The organism is Variovorax sp. J22P240, assembly GCF_030316855.1.
Taxonomy (GTDB): domain Bacteria; phylum Pseudomonadota; class Gammaproteobacteria; order Burkholderiales; family Burkholderiaceae_C; genus Variovorax.
In genome coordinates this window covers 31,940-50,408 of sequence record NZ_JASZYR010000010.1, presented here as the reverse complement: position 1 = coordinate 50,408, position 18,469 = coordinate 31,940, and the positions used below count along the sequence as shown (strand labels likewise).

The 18,469-nt window shown below is 61.6% G+C and carries 11 protein-coding genes; 6 read left to right on the top strand and 5 right to left on the bottom strand.

Annotated elements, in window-relative coordinates:
* Positions 1 to 43 precede the first annotated feature (43 nt).
* Genes QTI24_RS21625 through QTI24_RS21610 form a run of 4 tightly spaced genes read left to right on the top strand, consistent with a single transcriptional unit; the run spans position 44 to position 4,312 of the window.
* Positions 44 to 874, top strand: coding sequence for an alpha/beta fold hydrolase (locus QTI24_RS21625; protein ID WP_286603492.1), 831 nt, complete (start codon positions 44 to 46; stop codon positions 872 to 874).
* A 23-nt stretch (positions 875 to 897) separates the two neighbouring features.
* On the top strand, positions 898 to 1,785 hold the full coding sequence (locus QTI24_RS21620) for a 3-hydroxyacyl-CoA dehydrogenase (RefSeq protein WP_286603292.1): 888 nt from the start codon (positions 898 to 900) through the stop codon (positions 1,783 to 1,785).
* Between the two features lie 12 nt (positions 1,786 to 1,797).
* Positions 1,798 to 2,796, top strand: coding sequence for a 3-hydroxyacyl-CoA dehydrogenase NAD-binding domain-containing protein (locus QTI24_RS21615; protein WP_286603290.1), 999 nt, complete (start codon positions 1,798 to 1,800; stop codon positions 2,794 to 2,796).
* Positions 2,789 to 4,312 (top strand): CoA transferase, encoded by a 1,524-nt coding sequence (locus tag QTI24_RS21610; protein ID WP_286603288.1) that lies wholly within the window; start codon positions 2,789 to 2,791, stop codon positions 4,310 to 4,312. Before QTI24_RS21615 ends, QTI24_RS21610 begins: the two co-directional genes overlap by 8 nt.
* On the opposite strand, the gene QTI24_RS31515 is transcribed toward QTI24_RS21610, so the two are convergent.
* Positions 4,269 to 4,409: a twin-arginine translocation signal domain-containing protein gene (locus QTI24_RS31515; protein ID WP_353506108.1), complete on the bottom strand. Its 141-nt coding sequence runs from the start codon at positions 4,407 to 4,409 to the stop codon at positions 4,269 to 4,271. The two genes, QTI24_RS21610 and QTI24_RS31515, sit on opposite strands and share 44 nt — an antisense overlap.
* Before the next feature lie 43 nt (positions 4,410 to 4,452).
* On the opposite strand from QTI24_RS31515, the gene QTI24_RS31510 reads away from it, so the two are divergent.
* Both QTI24_RS31510 and QTI24_RS21600 read left to right on the top strand, forming a co-directional pair.
* The gene (locus QTI24_RS31510) at positions 4,453 to 4,653 is read left to right on the top strand and encodes a hypothetical protein (protein ID WP_353506107.1); all 201 of its coding nucleotides are present in this window, start codon (positions 4,453 to 4,455) and stop codon (positions 4,651 to 4,653) included.
* Positions 4,654 to 4,673: 20 nt separating this feature from the next.
* Positions 4,674 to 5,213 (top strand): cupin domain-containing protein, encoded by a 540-nt coding sequence (locus QTI24_RS21600; protein WP_286603286.1) that lies wholly within the window; start codon positions 4,674 to 4,676, stop codon positions 5,211 to 5,213.
* A 707-nt stretch (positions 5,214 to 5,920) separates the two neighbouring features.
* On the opposite strand, the gene QTI24_RS21595 is transcribed toward QTI24_RS21600, so the two are convergent.
* From QTI24_RS21595 to QTI24_RS21580, 4 genes are all read right to left on the bottom strand, one after another.
* Complete coding sequence (locus QTI24_RS21595; protein ID WP_286603285.1) at positions 5,921 to 9,001, bottom strand: AAA family ATPase; 3,081 nt, start codon at positions 8,999 to 9,001, stop codon at positions 5,921 to 5,923.
* Complete coding sequence (locus tag QTI24_RS21590) at positions 8,998 to 10,818, bottom strand: hypothetical protein (protein ID WP_286603284.1); 1,821 nt, start codon at positions 10,816 to 10,818, stop codon at positions 8,998 to 9,000. Before QTI24_RS21590 ends, QTI24_RS21595 begins: the two co-directional genes overlap by 4 nt.
* Before the next feature lie 551 nt (positions 10,819 to 11,369).
* Positions 11,370 to 11,597: an IclR family transcriptional regulator domain-containing protein gene (locus QTI24_RS21585; RefSeq protein WP_286603282.1), complete on the bottom strand. Its 228-nt coding sequence runs from the start codon at positions 11,595 to 11,597 to the stop codon at positions 11,370 to 11,372.
* 1,396 nt (positions 11,598 to 12,993) lie between these two features.
* Positions 12,994 to 18,468: a hypothetical protein gene (locus tag QTI24_RS21580; RefSeq protein WP_286603280.1), complete on the bottom strand. Its 5,475-nt coding sequence runs from the start codon at positions 18,466 to 18,468 to the stop codon at positions 12,994 to 12,996.
* Between the last annotated feature and the right edge of the window lies 1 nt (position 18,469).

Sequence of the window (18,469 nt, the reverse complement as noted above, 5' to 3'; positions counted from 1 at the left end):
CCCCGTGCCGAACGGCGCGGTAACTCCCCAAGGAAACTCTCCCATGAACTACGTCACCACCAAGGACGGTGTCCAAATCTTCTACAAGGACTGGGGCCCCGCCAATGCGACGCCCATCGTCTTTTCCCACGGATGGCCACTGAGCTCCGACGACTGGGACGCGCAGATGATGTTCTTCCTGGCCCAGGGCTTCCGCGTCGTCGCACACGACCGCCGCGGCATTGGTCGTTCGTCGCAAGGGTGGGACGGCCATGACATGAACCACTACGCCGACGACCTCGCCACTGTCGTGAACCATCTCGACCTCAAGGGCGCGGTCCACGTGGGCCACTCCACCGGCGGGGGCGAGGTCGTGCACTACCTGGCCCGCCACGGAGAGAAGCGCGCCTCGAAGGCTTGCCTCATCGCGGCCGTTCCGCCGCTCATGGTAAGGACCACCTCCAATCCCGGCGGCTTGCCAAGGGACGTGTTCGACGGCCTGCAGCAGCAGACCGCCGCCAACCGCGCGCAGTTCTTCCGCGACCTCCCTGCAGGTCCGTTCTACGGCTTCAACCGACCCGGTGTCAAGCCGCAGGAAGGCATCATCCAGAATTGGTGGCGCCAGGGCATGATGGGCAGCGCGAAGGCGCAATACGACGGCATCGTTGCGTTCTCGCAGACCGACTTTACCGACGATCTGAAGAAGATCAGCCTGCCGGTGCTGGTGATGCACGGCGACGACGACCAGATCGTGCCGTACGCAGACTCGGGCCCGCTGACGGCCAAGCTGCTCAGGAACGGCATGCTCAAGGCCTACAAGGGCTTCCCGCACGGCATGCCCACCACGCAGGCGAGCATCATCAACGCCGATCTGCTTGCGTTCATCAACGGCTGACCACGCATCGAGGAAAGCCTGCCATGAGCGCCATCAATCGTCTCTTCGTCCTCGATCTAGCCGAGGGCCGTGTGTTTTCCATCCTCCCCGACGGTTCCGACAAGAAGATCATCGTCACAGGATGCCGGGCGCCGGACGGTGTCGCCGTCGATGCCGAAGCCGGTCACCTCTACTGGACGAACATGGGTTCGCTTGGCCACGACGATGGCTCGATCGAGCGCGTGGACCTCGATGGCGGGAACCGCACGACCATCGTTTCGGAAGGCGTCACTCATACGCCAAAACAACTGCAGCTGGACGGGCACAACCGCAAGCTCTATTGGTGCGACCGCGAGGGCATGCGCGTGATGCGTTGCAACCTTAACGGCTCGGGCGTCGAGACCCTGGTGCAAAGCGGATCCAGGGATGCCGATCGTGGCGACCAGACGAAGTGGTGCGTCGGAATCGTCGTCGACCTCGAGCGCGGCCAGATCTACTGGACGCAGAAGGGCCAGGACAACGGTGGACAGGGTCGCATCTTCCGTGCCGGCATCGACATTCCGCCCGGCGAGAGCGCCGACGCGCGCAGCGACGTCGAGCTGGTGTACGCCGGCCTGCCGGAGCCGATCGACCTGGAGATCGATCACGCGAAACGGATCCTGTACTGGACCGACCGCGGGGATCCGCCGAAGGGCAATACCGTTAACCGCGCTCCACTCGACGAAGGGTTGCATGGTCGCCCCGCGCCGGAGATTGTCTTTACCCATCTCATGGAAGGCATCGGCATCACGCTGGACGGCGCGGGCGACCGCATGTTCATCACCGACCTCACCGGCACGATCTACACGGCCCGCCTCGACGGGTCCGAGCCCGCCGCCGTGCTCTTCGTGCAGGGCAACCTCGCCGGCATCAACTACGTCAATCTCTCCTGAAGAATGTCTGAGATGAACTACGACAAACCCATCCGCCGCGTCGCCATCGTCGGCACGGGCGTCATCGGCGCCAGTTGGGCCGCGCAATACCTGGCCTGCGGCCTCGACGTCATTGCCACGGATCCGGCACCTGATGCCGAGGCAGGGCTGCGCAAGTACATCGACGACGCGTGGGACGCCCTGACCACCCTGGGCCTGGCGCCGGGCGCTTCGCGCGAGCGCCTCACCGTCACCACCGACATGGCGCAGGCAGTGTCGCAGGCCGATCTCGTGCAGGAGAACGGCCCCGAGCGTCCCGAGTTCAAGAAGAGGCTCTTCGCTGACATCGACGCAGCCACGCCCGTCGATTCGATCATTGCCTCCAGCTCGTCGGGCATCACGCCGAGCGTCATGCAGTCGGAATGCAAGCACCCCGAACGCATCTTGGTGGGGCACCCGTTCAATCCCCCGCACCTGATTCCACTCGTCGAGGTGGTGGGCGGCGCGAAGACCTCTCCCGAGGCGCTGGGGCGGGCCATGAAGTTCTATGCGGACATCGGCAAGAAGCCCATCCTTCTGCACAAGGAAATGCCGGGCCACGTCGCCAACCGGCTGCAGATCGCGCTCTTCCGCGAGGTCCTGTACCTCATCGAGCAGGGCGTTCTGAGCGTCGGCGATGCGGACGCCGCGGTGAGCTGGGGACCGGGTCTGCGCTGGGCGCTGATGGGGCCTGGCCTGCAGTACCACGTGAGCGGCGGTGCCGGTGGCATCCACCACTTCCTGCAAGGCGTGTTCGAAGGCCTGCTGCCGGTGCTCAAGACGCTGGGCGATCCAGTGATCACGCTGGAGCTCAAGACCAGGCTCGCCGAAGGTGTTCTGCAGGAAGCCGGCGCGCGCTCGATCGAGCAGCTCACGAGCTGGGAGAACGAGCAGCTCGTCGCCCTGCTCAAGCTGCGGGCTGACCCGAATGACGTGCGATTGCAGGATGCCGAGTCACTCACCCATCAACGAAATGGACATGCAAATGAATGACTACACCAAACCTGAGACGCGCCCGGCTTCCGATCCGCTGACCGAGACGATTCAGCGCAACATCGCGAATCCGGAGCGCAGCTCGGATTTCGACTTCACCTCCGGCGTCGAAGAGGTGCTCGGCGAGGTCGGCATGTCGACTACGGACAGCGGCGGCAGCCTTACCTTTTACGGGCAGGATCCCATCGCGCCCAGCGTCCTGCGATTCGGCAGCATGGCCGCCATCGGGCTGGCCGCCAAGTCCGTGGCGGCCGCCTCGGTGTGGAAGCAGCGTTCCGGCCAGGGGCAGGACATCCACGTGGACACGCGCAAGGCCTTGCAGCGCTTTGCGGGATTCTTCGATCGGAAATGGGAGCTGCTGGACGGACGCGCCCCGAATGCGCTGGACACAACGAACCCCTTCCATCACCTGCCGATGTTCCACGAAACGCGCGACGGCCGGCACGTCGTCGCGCTGAACATCTACCCGAAGCTGGCCAAGCGCGCGCTCGCGTTCCTGAACTGCGACAGCAGCGTGAAGTCCCTTCAGCAAGCGATCCGCCAGTGGGATGCCGATGACCTCGAGAAGGCGGGCAACGAGGCCGGCCTGATTTTCGCCAAGGTGCGCACCTTCGAGGAATTCAGCCAGGAACCCCAGTACAGCGACGCGCTTTCCCGGATGCCCCTGATCAGCGTGGAGAAGATCGGAGACAGCGATCCTGTGCCCTTTAAGGAAGGGGCGAAGACCCCCCTGGATGGCATCCGTGCGTTCGGCATGGGCCACGTCATCGCTGGCGCTGGCATCGGCCGCGACCTGGCGCAGTACGGCGCCGACGTCCTGAACATTTGGCGCCCCGGCGACTCAGAGATCGAAGTCTTCGAGTGGGATGTGCAGGTCGGCATGCGTCAGACAACTCTTGGCGATTCGGACGAGGACCGCGCGACGTTCGAGCGACTGTTGCAGGACGCCGACGTCTTCTTCGCCAACAAGCGCCCTGGCTTCCTAGAAAGCCATGGCCTAGGCGCCGAACAACTGTGCGCGAGGAAGCCGGGCCTCATCCATGCCCACATCGCCCTCCACGGCGACAGCGGTCCCTGGAAATACCGCGCCGGGTTCGACGAGGTGGGCGCCGCCGTCTCGGGCGTGTTTTGCATCGAAGGCTCGCCTGAGCACCCCCGCTCGCCGGTCGTCTTCCCCATTTGCGACAACGTGGTGGGCTGGCTGGGTACCGTCGGCGTCCTCGCGGCGCTGCGCCGTCGCGCCGTGGAGGGGGGCAGCTACAAGGTCACCGTGTCTCTGACCCGCACCGTGCTGTGGCTGATGTCGCTGGGTATCTTCGACAAGGACTATGCGAACGAGACGGCCGGTTCCTCCGATCAGCACGAGCTCGTCGCCCCCGATCTGTTTACCGCAAAGACCCCGCTGGGCATGTATCAGGGCATGACCGACCAGGCCGTCATGTCCCGCACGCCGCCGTCGTTCAGGACGGTGCTCATGCCGCGCGGCTCGGGCGAGGCCGCATGGCTGCCGGATTGAATGAGTCGTCCATCGAGGCGCTGGGCCCCAACGCCGCTGTGGCGACGGTGCTCGACTCCTTCAATGCACTGCGTCGCGGAGGGAAGGCGATCAACATCGGCGGCGTCGCCGATCCCATACCGCTGGAACCATTTCCCCTCATGTGCCTGCAGAAGTCCTACATCGGCTCCTTGTGGTTCACGGCCGCGGAAGGCGAGGACATGGCGGCGACGGCCCACGCGGGCACGCTGAACCTCGGGGTCTTCGAGCACGAGCGCTTTCCGCTTGAGCGTGTTAACGAAGCGCTGGATGCGATCGACCAGCGCAGCGGTGGATTCACCAACGTGGTGATCATGCATTGAGCGGCACAAAGGAGCACACCATGCACATCCGACGCATCGTCACCGGCCACGACCGGAAAGGAAACGCCGTCTTCGTATCGGATGCGGCTGCGCCGTGTACCTCAGAGTTCGAGCACGTTCCCGGCTTCGTCACTTCGTTGTTGTGGGAGACGCCTCCTAACGCGACAGTGCCCGCGGGGGAAGGGGACCCGGCAGTCTCAGCCAAGTCATGGACGCCACCGCCAGGTGGCACGAACCTGATGTTCATCACGTTTCCTCCCGACGCTGTGATGATGACTCCCGACTTCGATCCAGCTGCCGCCGGCGGTGAGTACATGCGAGTGCTGCACGGCTTGGCTGAGAAGTTCGAGATGGATCACCCCGGCATGCATACCTCCGACTCCGTTGACTACGGCGTGTTGATCGACGGCGAGCTACATCTCGAACTCGACAATGGCGTTACGAAAAAGCTTGCGCCGTGCGATGTGGTGGTCCAGAACGGCACACGCCACGCTTGGCGCAACAAAAGCGACAAGCCAGCGACCATGCTGTTCGTCCTTGTCGGGGCAAAGCGCTCCTGAGCTCGACATCTCCGACCGCTTTCGATCGCGCAGCGGCCGCTCGTCGGTCGAGGATGGATGGTGGTCAGCGCACCGACCGGCCATAGATAGTAGAACTATCGAAGACTGCAGTGCAGCGAATGCCGACCTCGAGGCTAGGACTGGTTGATGGCGCAGACCTGTCGTTCCCGCTTGGCTCGGGGATTTCTGCAACTGGCCCAGACTTCCACTTCGGCGGCCAGGAGAGCTGTCGTTGCCACAGCGCGTGACGAGGCCGGTGCCGGCGACCTGGCCGCGGGGTCGCTCGCTGGCTCGCGGCCCAGGTGGCGCCGCGCCAAAGGGAGGTCGGTCCGAGCGGAACTTCGAAATCGCCACCATTTGGCCCGCTTATGGCCCCTAACCGAGGTCGCGAGGCTGCGAGGCTGGAGCGGGCGGAAAGGCTCTTCCAGACTGCGAGCAGTCCGTCGGGCACTGCGACTTGGACTTCACCTCCCGGCTCAGAAGCCGACCTTGGAACGCCTGCTTCGAGCGCCTGCTCTGAGCTCCAGTCACTCGGGGCGTCGCTTGCGGCGACGACTAATGCACCCTCGGCCACGGCAAGGACGACTAGACGAACGCCACACGCCCGCAAAAGGCGATTGTCCAGGTCATTCGTGCGCGGTCCCCGGTTCTTTTTTGAGTTCGTACACGTGGACTGCTTAGCTCGGCAGAGGCACCATGTCACATGGCTAGGAGGTTCGCGAGAGACGCAACTCTTTGAACTCATCGCCCAAGAATCTGAACTTGTGGCGAAAAAGCCCAGCAAGCTTTGTGTCTGCCGTAGCAAAGAAGATTTGTCTCGATCCACCGATGGCAAGGTGGCGAAGATGATCGAGGAACGACAGCATATTGATGTCGTCGATGTGTGCGACGGGATCGTCGAACAGCAGCACTGGAGGGCCGGAGCGGAGCCGTCCGTTCATCGCCAAGAAAAGCGAGAGGGCGAACGCAGCGCGCTGACCTGTGCTCATGTGCTCGAGCTGCACCTCAGCGCCAGTGCTCCTGCGAATGATGACGAGCTTCCCTTGGATGACCTGAATCTCAAACTCGTTGGGCATGTGGATGCTGGCAAACGTGCGAGCAATCTCTGCTGCGTTCTCGGTCAAGATCTGGCTCTCCAGCTCGCCCCCAGAACTTTGTTTGGCCAGCGCTTCCAGAACCCGCTCTGCATCACTTGCCCAGGTGATCTTCTTTCCGCTGCTTTCAATCTTTCTGACGAATCCTTCCACGTTCTTGGTTTCGTCGCTAAGCGCCTTGTCGTTGGTACTTTCCTGCGCCACGGCCGTGGCGACTTGCGCGAGCACTCGCTGAATAGCGGTGAGACCCAGCTCAATTTCTTCCGCGGTCGCCTCAGTGCCGATTGTCAGGATGGACGCGAGAGTTTGGCGCGCTCCCAGGGAAGCCTCCGCATCTGAGATCAGCTCTTTGACCGATCTTGCGAGGTGGTCTGTGTCGCCGAGGGCCTCGATGGACAGGCGTTCGGCCATAGCATCGCATTGCTGCCGCACGACGTCCGACTCATGAAGCGCGGCTTCTTCAGCGCTTTGAAGTGCTTCCAGCGTCTGTTTGTAGTTCGATTGGGTTCGCTGCAACTCCTCAAGCGAGGGGAGTTCGGACATGCCCACAGCCAGCAACTTGCTGGTAAGGTCTTTGGAGGACAGCCCATCGGCTTGCAGTTGCTGAGCCCGCGCCCGGATCGTTTCCAGTTCCTGCCGATCACGATCGAATGCGGCTCGTTCTTGGGCGATCTGTTCAAGCGCCTCGGCGACCGTGAGGGTCAGTGCACTATTTCCAGCAAACGTACGCAAGGGATGTAGCAGGGCTAACATGGAGCGGGCGCCCGCCATTGCTTCGCTGGCCGACGAGATGTCTGACTGCAGCAGGCTTGCTTGCTCGGACGTACCGACCTCGACATTGGCCATCATCCGCGCAAGTAGCTGACCTTCTTCAAACTCTGTTCGGCATAGAGGGCAATGGTCGGGATTGGCCGACCGCTGCAGTATGTCTTGGGCGGTTCCCAACAGGCGCTGCCTCAGAACAGTCAGCGTACTCTGTGTCTTTTCCAGAGCCTGCAGTGAAGCTTGCGCTGCATCGAGCCGACGTTGATGCTCCCCGATCTTGGTGTCGACTGAGTCAATGGCATCGGCAAGAGGCGTTTCCAGAAGTTGGCGGATGGAGCTCGTGTCGCCGAGGCTGGCGACCGGGCTCAGCCTCGTAGTCTGTATGCGCACACGATCCCGACACTCCGATGCCTGTTTGACAAGGTGCGGGAAGTTGGTGCGGGCATAGGGAAGCAGTGCCTCCGTAGCGGACCTTCGTTCCGCCGCTGCCTGCGATTCCCGACGAGCGTTGACCTGTGCCAGCCGGGCGGCCTTGGCCCGCTGATCCAGAGCTTCCGCCTTGCTGGCTTCGTCGTTCAGGTTCGTCAGTAGCCGAAGCGCAGAATCGGGCTCGGCGTGAAGCATGTTGATCGCAGAACGGCGGACCAATGCGATGGCGGAAGCGGCTTCCTGCAAGCGCTCTCGCAATGCTTCGAGTTGACCTTTCTCATCTGGGGGCTGACTCCATCCCTGACCTTTCAGCGCCGCAAGAAGTTCGAGGAACAAACTGTCGGATAACTTGGGCGCAGCTTTGATGGCATCCAGGCGGGTCTGGGCAGCAAGCTTCAACTGCTCATGAGTCACCTTGTCGCGCCTTAGATCCTTCAGCTCATCCTGCAACTGCTTGAGAACGCGACGCAGCCTGTCGGCCAGATTCTCTGCCGTCGCCCCCAACACCAAACGGGTGACGTCGGTTCCAATTTGAGCTGAGCTTGCCGATACGCTGAGCTCCACGGCAGCATCGGTATCCAGAAAGTTGAATTTCGCGAAACTATCTTGGATGGTGACCGTCTTCAGTTCGGTCTTTGCATACCAAGCTGAATGGCGCGCTCGAAGTCGCGTAGCATCGGTAGTCGAAGACAGCTTGTGCTCGACTCCATCAAGATCCGCGGTGATCGACGTGTTGCCGAGCAGGGTGGAGGATCGACGATTCCTTCCGCAGTATGCGAACTCAATTGCCTCAAGGAGTGAGGTCTTGCCAACACCGTTGCTGCCGACAATCAGATTCACTCGACCTAGCGGATGGTCCTTTTCCTCCGGGTGTGTGCGGAAGCCCTTGATGGTCAAGCGCTCGATGAAGTGGCCTGCAGCGGCCTGTTCGGAATCGAGAAGCGCAACCGGCGAAATCTGGCGCGACGTTCCATCCTTCGTTCCCGCAACGATTCGCCGAACGGCGTCCGGAACGGAGATGTCGCTATCCAGAATGAAGGCAAGGCCGTGCTGTTCGAGGGTGTTTGACCATGTTGTCGCAAGGTCAATTGGCAAGGTGCTCAGAGGCTCGGGTGCTTGTGCGTTGGCCAGCAAGCCGGCGACGTCGCCTTCCCGTACGACCTGTTTGCGGGCGTACTCCCTGTCCGCCTCTACCTTGGCTTTGAGGCGACTGAACTCGCCCCGCTGAGCTTCTTCGTCGCTCGTGACGAAGTACAGGTAGTGGTTCCATCGCAGATCGGTCGCGACGTCGCTGGAGAAGTACATTGGCGAAAGCACTACTTCTTGGTATCCCTTCAGCGAATCGGCAGTCGTCGCCAGCCGATCGTTCAGGTCGAAGTATCGAACCGCGTAGTCGCGCGCGCCGAAGCGGTCAACGCCTCGAAATACACCTTGCCCAACGCTTTCAAGATTGGGGTAGCGACTCCTGAGTAGCGCCTCAACGCGTTGCGCATCGATCATGATCTGTCCTCTGAGAAATCTACCGGCGATGCGCTGGCCGGGGTATCAATGAGATTCGTGCCTTCGGGTCCGCGTGCACCAAAGCGGTTGTCACGTCGAAACACGACGCAAAGTCGGTCCTGAGCGCGCACGACGGCGTCGCTCAGTTCTTCGCCGCTCTTACCTGCCTCGCACGCTTCATTGATCGCGTGGGTAATGATGGCCTTGCTGAGCTTTTGGTGTGTGCTTTCGACTACTGAATTGTTTGCCTGGTCCGATAAGTAGACCAGCGATGCAGGGCCGCGCTCGCCGGCGTTCGGCTCCACGTTGTGATGCGGGGACTTGTGTTTCCATGAGAGCTTGAAGCCGTCCGCCAAATCCCGAACCGGAGGGGGCCATGGAACGTCGCTCTGGGCGAGTCCGATTGCATCGTGCGCACGCTGCAATCTTTGAAATCGGTAAGCGGATCCTGGCCGGGTGAGGTCAGGGTCTTGGTGGACCGTGACGCGACGTATCGATTCCTCATCCTTGTCTAGATGGACCGCATCGAGTTCCTTGACTGTGTACCAGGAGGCCGGGTTCCCGCGAGGCCCCATGAGAATCTCTATTGCGCGTTCGACTGCTAATGGACTGGCCTGCGAGGCCAATTTCAGGTGCTCGGCAATCGCGTGGTAGTCCATCAGTGCGTCGGCGAAGCCGTCGTTGGCAACTGCACCAGGATCCCAGCTATTGCTGCCTGCATTCCAAGACCATCGATCTTCCACCGCAACAAAATTCTTCGGGGCCAGCGCTTGCTCGCCGTGGAAAAGCAGTTTTTGCTTCTGCAGTTGAATGATCTGGCCTTCGTAGTTCAGGAAGAACGAGTGCCATCGTTGGGCAAGCAAGCAGTAGTAAAGACCGCCGCGATGCAGCGAATCGATGAGCCCATCATCAGCGCTGAATTTGTTAGGCGGTGCATGCCAGGCAGATCCGGCGATATTGTTCCAATCGGAATACTTGCCTGCCCCCTTGGCTTCTTGGATATTCTTGGCCCAGTTCAAGCACAGGAGTTCGACGTGGCTGTTGGTTCCCACTGAGCAAAGCCTGGTGCGGTAGGCCGCATAGTCGGTATGTGCTGGCTTCGGATTCAGCTGGATATGAATGAGAAGGCAGTTGGTGTGAATCGCGTCAATGTGCTCGGTGAAGTTGAATGCATCGGAACATATGATGGAGACCAGACTCATGGTGTTGATGCCGCGATTGAAGGCATACACCGTCTTGCCGAGGCACAGTGACGTCTGCTCTACGTCCCGGTAGTCCCGACAGGCCACGGTCTTGAGTTGGGCGAGAAGGAAGAGTACGGGCTGCCCAGCTTGGTTTTGAGCCCAGAAGACGTAGAGCAGCGGGTCGACGTAGCGCCGTTGTGCAGCTTGGCGCGCATCTAGTGGTTCGTGGTGAAACACGCAATCGCCAGCGGCGTTGTAGTGTTGAGCCAATGCTTGGAAATTGGCCGGGGAGATGCTTTCACATCCAAGCACCCAGATCGCCCCTTCTGGGGGGCGAAATCTCCCCCCGACGATTTCTTGCACGACTGACCATGGGACGCAATATTCTGGTGCTACTGCCAGGTCAGAATGGCTTTGTACCGCGGAGGAAAGAAATCCGCTGCACAAGGCGTGACCTAGTGCGGGGTCTGCATGGCCAACCCGGACGTCATTGGCTTCGACCGTGCCCGTTGGTTGAAGCAAGATTGCCCTATAGGGCTCGCGTGCTGGACTCAGGGCTTCTAAGTTCATAAGCGTCAAAGGATGCGGTTGCTGGCGCAGCACTTCTTCGACGTCTACGATGTTTATCGGCACACTTTCTCCTCTACACGACGGATGACGAACTGAACACTCTCTAGGGCAAGCACATGTGCGATGAAGCAGGATGACTTGGGCGCGGTTATGGTAACAACTTGTGAACTGGGTCAGGACGTGCATGCTTGCCGAAGTGCACGTGGCCTCACACGAGGATCTGACAGGTCTGCCTATGCTGCCATCGGAACTGGGCTGAAGAGACCGAACGCGAGCGTAGCGCCCCCAACTCAACATCTGGGCTTGCACGACAGGATTGGCCGCCGTGGACGGCTGAAGAGCAGCGGTCTACGGACGTTGTCGTCCTTCAAACCGGAGGACCGCTAACGCTGCAGAACGGCATTCCCGGGTCTGCCTTTCGACGGCGATTCCGGGCCCTCAAGCGACTTCCAACCTCGCTCCCCAAACGTCGGTTTTGCAGTTGCAAGCAGACATCGGCCTCGAGCAACATCTCGGGTCACTGGCCCATGACGTGACGCCCTTTTGGCTCGCAGGGGAGTTGCGCAGCGGATCGCCGCGCGGTGCGGTGGCGGAGGTCCGCCGAGTCGCAACGCTCAACGACCGAGGCGTTTAGAAACTTCGACGCCGCTAGCTCTCACCGCTTTCGCCTGGGTGCCCGTCCACTCCGTATCGAAAGATCGCGAGCGTCCCATGAGCGTGATCCCCAGCACGATGTTTCCCGAATAGTCGAAGACCGGTGCAGCAAAGGAGCAGACGCCGGGTGTGGGATTGTTGATCGAGCGAGAAACCCCGTGTTTGCGCACATCTGTGAAAGTCCTCATCCCGTTTCATGCGCAAGCGAAGACGCGTGCCACTCTCTGGAGCGAACTGCACCGAGTGGCGACAACCACCGGGGACAAGGTCGCGCTGAACTGGACGGTCTCGATGGCTCGTCGCGAGCGACTGTGGGCGGAGCCGTCTCCCCCGACCGGCTTCATCTGCGCCTGGCTCGACAGCGTCGCAAGGGCCCATGAGGCTTTCGAACCCTCGTCTGAGCTACGCCGCGTCATTGAGACGCACACAGTTGACGGCGTCGCTTATCTCATCGACCAACTTCCCATCAGGTAGTCCCGCGACCCACGCGTTGAACTGTGTCGGCGCGGATGCGAAGGCCGGCCGCGGCAATGCCCGTGGCCCGACGTGAACTTCGCTTCGATCAAACTTTATGGTCAGCTTTCCGGTCGCAAGCGGACGGTCGGCCGCGCCCCGCGAAGGTCCGCTGATGGGCCGCGAGCGCCAGTTCGAGACCGCGCTTGATAGCTGACCTTCGGCGTGAGCGCTGTTCGCCAACGACTGCTATCGGCGAGCTTGGCGAACTGGTAGTTCCGGCCAAAAGCGGGTACCCGCGCGGCAGCCCCAAAGCAGTCCTACCATTCACGGCCTTTGGCTAGATTCAGTTCGCGGTGCTTGACACCCAAGGACGCCTCCGCAAAATGGAAACGCTTTGCAGATCGCAATGGGAAGGAGAAAGTTTTGGCGACCATAACTAACTTCGCTTGCACGCGTCCAAACGAGGGCGGAGGTCCTCCTGCAAACTACGCGTGTACCTTGCAACTGACCGACGATGCCATTCTGGGATCTTCTGGCACCTGGACGCTAGGCGGGCCCTCGCCGACAAAGATCTTTGTGCCTCAGGCTGGCAAGTGGGCAAAGACGGCGGGGCAGGTTACGCTTGACTCGATAAGCGGCGTCATCGGCGAGCGAGTCATCATGCAGAACCCTGACGCAGCTAGCGGCGTTCTGAAGGGAGACGGTCTGGTTGGCGGATACATCGTAAATTGGACAAAGACGTAGCCGTCAGCGAGCGACAACTGGGGTCAACCCTGGTGTCGCAAAGCTAAGGGGCTCAGTTCAAGCGCAATTGACGCTGGCTAGCACGGCTGCGTCAGACATGGGGCGTGTCAAAATGTCTGTGTGTGCGGCGCTCGCGTGACTTGGCTGTTGGCCAATTCCGTTCTGTCTTCGGGTTCCTGTCAGGCCGCGGGAGGCGCCCCAGTTGAGCCATGTGTGTGGGGATCTTCGGCAGCGCGGCCATCTTGGCGTCAATCTCCGCGTTCTTCGTCTTTGTCTTGCTTGGCATACATGCTCACCGTCGTCTTGCTATGCCTCGCACACAAAATTCCGGATAGGCTCGATCTGCCGATCTGCTACCGATAGACGCCTTTTCGTTGAAAGAACTCACTTCTTGGCCCGCGGCGCCGGCCGCCTCAGCGGCAGGCGTACTGCGAATCGCGGGCCGCTCTCTGCGTGGTCGCAGGCGTCCAGTTCGCCCGATGCCTCCTTTGCCGAAACCGGCTCCTTGGCGTAAGTGGCGGGGAGGTAGGCCTCGCGCTCCTCGATGTAAACATAGTGAGTCACATCGATCAATCCCTCACTGGCCCTATCGGCCTCGTCGACATCGATCTGTCGGGTCCACTTCCATCGAGGACCTTGGTACGCTGCATCGGTTCGAGAGCTGCGCTCCTCGGACACGGCGTCGACTTTCAACAATGGCCCCACGCGTCTGCAAAGCAATCCAGCGGCGTTCTTGTACTCGGTGACCAAGCGTGCCGTCATACGTGCACCGACGGAACGGTCGCCTCCATCGGTCGAACTGGCGTCCACAGGACCGAGGCCTTCGACCGTCAACCAGGTGCTCTTCTCCTTGCCTTGGTCCTCGGTGATCAACCAAGCGCTGCGCTCCGGCAGCAGCTGTACCCACTGTACGGTTGGGAACGAGACCTGAAGTTCTCTTGGGGCGTGTCTCTGATAGCGCACCAGCCCAAGCCGTACGAACGGGCGGGCCTCGAACGCATGATCGAGCGAGACATCCACATACCATTCCTCCGTCTCGACGTCGAACAGAGGTTCGTAGGTCACCAGCGACACTGCCAACGTGACGGGTGGATTCGTCACTGAATCTTCCGCGCCGGCTGGCGCGATAGCGTCCCTGCGTACCGGCATGAGCGCCTCCGGAACCAATTCGACGCTGAAGCGCGCGCCGGACTGCGTCGAGGCGTCCAAGTCTTTGAATGCCGACGGGTCGAGGAAGCCGGGTAGGTTCGGATCGCGCTGCGCACGACCGTCGACCGGCCGCGTCGGGTCGCTGCCCCAACGCGTGACGAACTTACCGCCTGGCCCCAGATCCTCGTCGACGAATTCGGGTAGCGGGACTTGGCGCGGGCGCGGCGCCGTTTTCCCATCCAGGCGGATCGTGGCGACGGCATCCAGGGATCCCGGCGGCCACACGACGACCCCCAGTCGCTCGCCCTCGCCGGACGAGAACCAGCCACGGCCGAGCGGGATCCGGATTACCGTCTTGCGATGGACTTCGGTTCCCAGGTCGTTCCATTCGAAGGCGGGAATCGGCGTCTTCGTCACGGGCTCGGACGGGCGAATACCCGAGTCCAGCCAGATCTCCTCCGCAGCGAGGTCGGTCGGGTCCTTCGGGGCGCTGGGATCCTCTCCGGGAGTCAACCATTGGCCGAATCGGGCCGTCCCGCTGGCGCTGCGCATCAACTCTTCATGGCGCGTGCGCGGAATCATGCGCACCCGCAGCCGGCGTGCCTTTCGGTCGGGGAAGATATGCCGCGATTCGACCCGTCCCCAGGCTGCGCATGACGAGCCGGCAGTCAGGTTTTCCAGGGTGAGACGCCAAAGGCCGTCCGGGTAGGCGGGCGGTAGGCTGGGTGTCGGCTGCTGTAGGTCTTCGACCTGCAGCAAGGTGATCTCGCGCATCGGGAGTCTGACTTTGCCATCGGTGCGGACATCGAAGCCGAACACGGCCTCGGTAGGTAAGTCCTTTTGCCCAGACTTCGGCCATGTGCCGTTGCGCCGGTCGCGTGCGCTGCGTCCGCGACGCGGATCGTCGAAAGCCGAAACGGTCGGGCTGGTGCACAGCGCGCGGAACTCGATAGCGCCGATACTCACCAGGTCGGCGCGTACGTTTCCGGTGAGGAAGTACTCGATGTTTCCGGACGTGACCTTTTCGCCGTCCCCACCGGAAATCGTTCCGTTGCCGGAGGCGTTGCCTGTCGACGCGCCCGATGCAGTGGAAGCGGCCGGCGCCACGCCTGGCGCCGCGGCTGGTGCCGGTGCGGACGCGGCGACAGCCGGTGCACGTCCTACAGAGTTCTCTAGCTCGGTCTCTGGTGCCTGAGCCTGCAGCGTTCGTCTTGCTCCCAATTTGCGTGCGGAGTCGTTTGGCTCGAAGCTGGGAGGCCGCATCGGCTGCGCGCTTACGTGCGTGACGCGGAGCGTCTGTACGGCCGCAATCTCATCGATGGGCCGCATGCAGAGAGTTTCGAAAAGAGCGATGGCGATGGCCTTGCGAGTTTCACGGCCGGGCGCGGCTAAGCCACCGATGCCGTCGTTGAACGGCAGCATCTGTAGTTTGTCTGACGGTGGCCAACAGCCGCAGGCTTCCAGGTTCTGCAACACTGTGTCCACCATCGTCTGAGGCAGCATCGTTTTGAGCCCGTCTATCAGACTTGGCTGTGGCGCCGAAGCAAGCGACTTCGCGCGTAGCAGCGCCATCACAGCGATACCTTCGATGGCGGCAAACAAATCCTGCAGGTCGTCTGCTTCCGGGATGCACCACACGTCGACGTCGAAGTCTTCCCCGGGTGCGAGTCGCACTAACACCTCGATCGCGTCCTTGGCGTGACTGCTTGAGCCGGGTAGCACTCTCAGCACTTGCTCCATTGTCGGAAGGGCGCTTTGTGGGCGCGGCAACATCTCTCGGACGACTCGCAGCACCAATGGTTTGCACTCGGGATAGTTTTGTAAGGATTTGCGGATGGGGACAGTTTTCGCGGGCCCTTCGAGGTACCTGTTGGTCCCGGCATGCCGAACGGCAATCACCCATAAGCCGGCCGCCGGATCGGGGAAATAGGGGCGCGACCGTGGCTTGGTCTGCTCGATGTAGACCGCATCGCCGCGTGCTTCTCGGTCGAACGAGATTGTTCTTTCGCCGTAGAAGGTCTCTCCGTTGATGCCCTCGACCGACTTCGCGGTGATGCACGGAAATCCACCCTTCGTCGCATCGAAGCGCATGTGGGGCAGTGCATCCTTTGGCTGCGTCATCCCGTCAAACACGCCGTGCATGGCCGCGAAGTGCATCTCGACCGAGGGCGGCACGAAGATGCGGCGAGTTTCGTTGGGTTGCGCGTAATCTGACTCGGGTTCGCCGGGATCGCTGCGCAAGATGGCGTGGGCGGAGCGCTCGTAGCCCATCTTCTTTGACGCCTTTTTGGCGATGTCCTCGTGCATCAGCAAGAAGGGCGCGGAGACGCGCTCATGGCGCAGAAAGCGGCGCGCGCCAGAGGTCTTACCGTCGTCGCCGCGGGAGGGCAAGACTAACGGGTTCGTGCAGTTGCTCGTGGCAGTGGGCGTGAATCTGCATGGTGAACTGGCCTCATACAGCTTCTTCGCATGCTGTACCGGCAGCGAGATGCCGCCAGCGTAGACCGCACGCAGGCCGACCCGGTAGGGCCAGCCAAAGCGCAGAGGGGGTGGCAGCCGGTCGCTCTTATCGTTGGTCGCGGGAAGGCTGATCACTTCGCCGGCGCCGACCTCAGCGTCGCGTTCCTTGTCTTTCTGCTCCGCTGCGCACAGCGCTGCCATTGGCTCCCCGGTCCACACCGCGATCACTTCTTCGACGTAAGCGTCCTTGGAATTCCTTTCGTCTGGCGGGGGGTCAATGGAATCGATCAATCGCGCCGGAAGGCTCAACTGAGCGTCGTCGAGAGTGAGCTGCCATGTCGAAATGTGTTCTTTCGACCCGCCCATCAGCAGGGGCACCTTCTTCGCGACCTTGTCCGCGTCCTTGTGGCCGTTGCCGTGCTGGACGTTGCGTCCCATCAAACTGCGCCAAGCAAATTCGCCAGGCCTGCCAGCCGCGGAGGGAACGCCAACATCTATCCGGTAGCCAACCAGCAGGTCGTTGGAGTCGAGCAAGATGTAACTTCGCTTGTCGTCGCCATGCACCGTACGCGCCGCAAACTGCTGCAGCGACTGCTCGGCGCGGCCGCGGTCCAGCAGTACAAGGCCAGCTGTCGAATGCGTCTTACGTGCCCAGTGGGATGGCTTGCTCGCTAGCAGCGGCTCGAGGTCTTTGCCGGACGGCTTCCATTCGGCGAGCTCTTTGCCTTCTCTTTTGGCTTGATCCTCGGCGCGGAGGCGCGAGTTCGGCGGCGTAGTCGGCGCCACGCCGATCCGATCGAGTGCGCCGTTCGTGGCGCGCGGCACGTCCAGACTGGTCAGCACAAAGCGGTTGAGGTGGGTCGTGTTGATCGTTTCGAGTTCCTGGCCGAGAACCACGACCCCCTCGTGCTGAGATGTTTGCGGGTGCAACGACTTGCCATCAGCCCAGTGCAATTCCAGCCGGCTGGCCGGCATGAAGTGCATCTCGCCTGCGGGGCGATAGCGTGCCAACGTGTAGATGGGCTTCGACCGGTCGCCGTCGGCAGAGCCGATCAACAGGTGCACGACGGTGGACGGGTCCTTGGACGGGTCGCCAGGCTCGTCTTTCAGTCCGAGCAACTTGTTCAGTTCCTTCGGATCGATCTCCAGATCCACCGTTAGCCCGAAAAGCCGCGACATGGCCGGAGAGCCCTGTATCGCGAAGTAACGCTGGGCGACGCTGTTCGTCAGTTCGGCGTCCTTGTCCGTGACCTTGTCTTGCTTCTCGACCCGGTTGGCTTCGCTGTGCGAGTCTGCCGCACCGACGATCTCCGGGGTGAACGCTTCTCGGCCAGCAGCGATGATAGATGGTTCGATCAGCCATGGAGCATGTGCCGGCTTGGGATCTAGGTCGGGCTGACAACCGTAAAGATCCAGGACACCCTTCGTCGCAGCTTGGAAACTCTTTTGTGCCTGTGCGCGAGGCGCGGAGTCAGGCTTGGTCGGAGCCGTTTGATCACTCGATGTGCCCATACTGGGAGCCTCTAGACCCTTTTGATCTAGCTTCAACCGGCATGCTTCTTCTTCTGCGTGGCAAGAAGCGTAGTCGCCCTGAGCCCAGCGGGCGGTGGCGCAGATCTCCATCGCACGTTGGCTTTCCAATAGCAGCGCGAGGTCGCTCTGGCGCGACGGCACGATGGTCTGTACGTTCACGGGATCCGATGGTTTTGGCTGGGTCGGTGGAGGCGCTGCCGGCGCTGTGGCAGGCGCGGCACTTTGTGCTTGCGGCGGCTTGGTAAGACCGCTTCCAGCACGCAAACCCTTTCCCTCGTTGGATCTCTTGAGCAGATCGTCGAGCGTTTTCCAGACTTCGGCTGGATTGTCAGTAATGCCGGGATGTTCCGGAGCATCCGGCGGCACCCATGCCTTTCGCACGAGGCTGCTGGTCCAAAGCTTGTCAAGCCATTCGAGCGGCTCGTCGAGACCCCAGGCATTGTTGAAGGAAGAAGCCAGAGCCGAACACGTCCGGTCGCTTCCTTTCGTCAATTCCTCAGCGGAAGGGACGCGGCATTCCGTGCCGGAAATCCACACCTTGAACACCCGCAGCTTCGTCTGGCCACGAAGTGCGCGCCGGGGCTCGAGCAGCCGGCTCGGTAGGTTCGCAAGTTCGTCGGGTTTGTGCACAGCCGGCGACAGCATCAACGTTGCGCGCAGTTTGCCTGTCTCGGTGATGCCGGAAGGAATGACTTTGTAGATGTCCTGGCTTGCCATG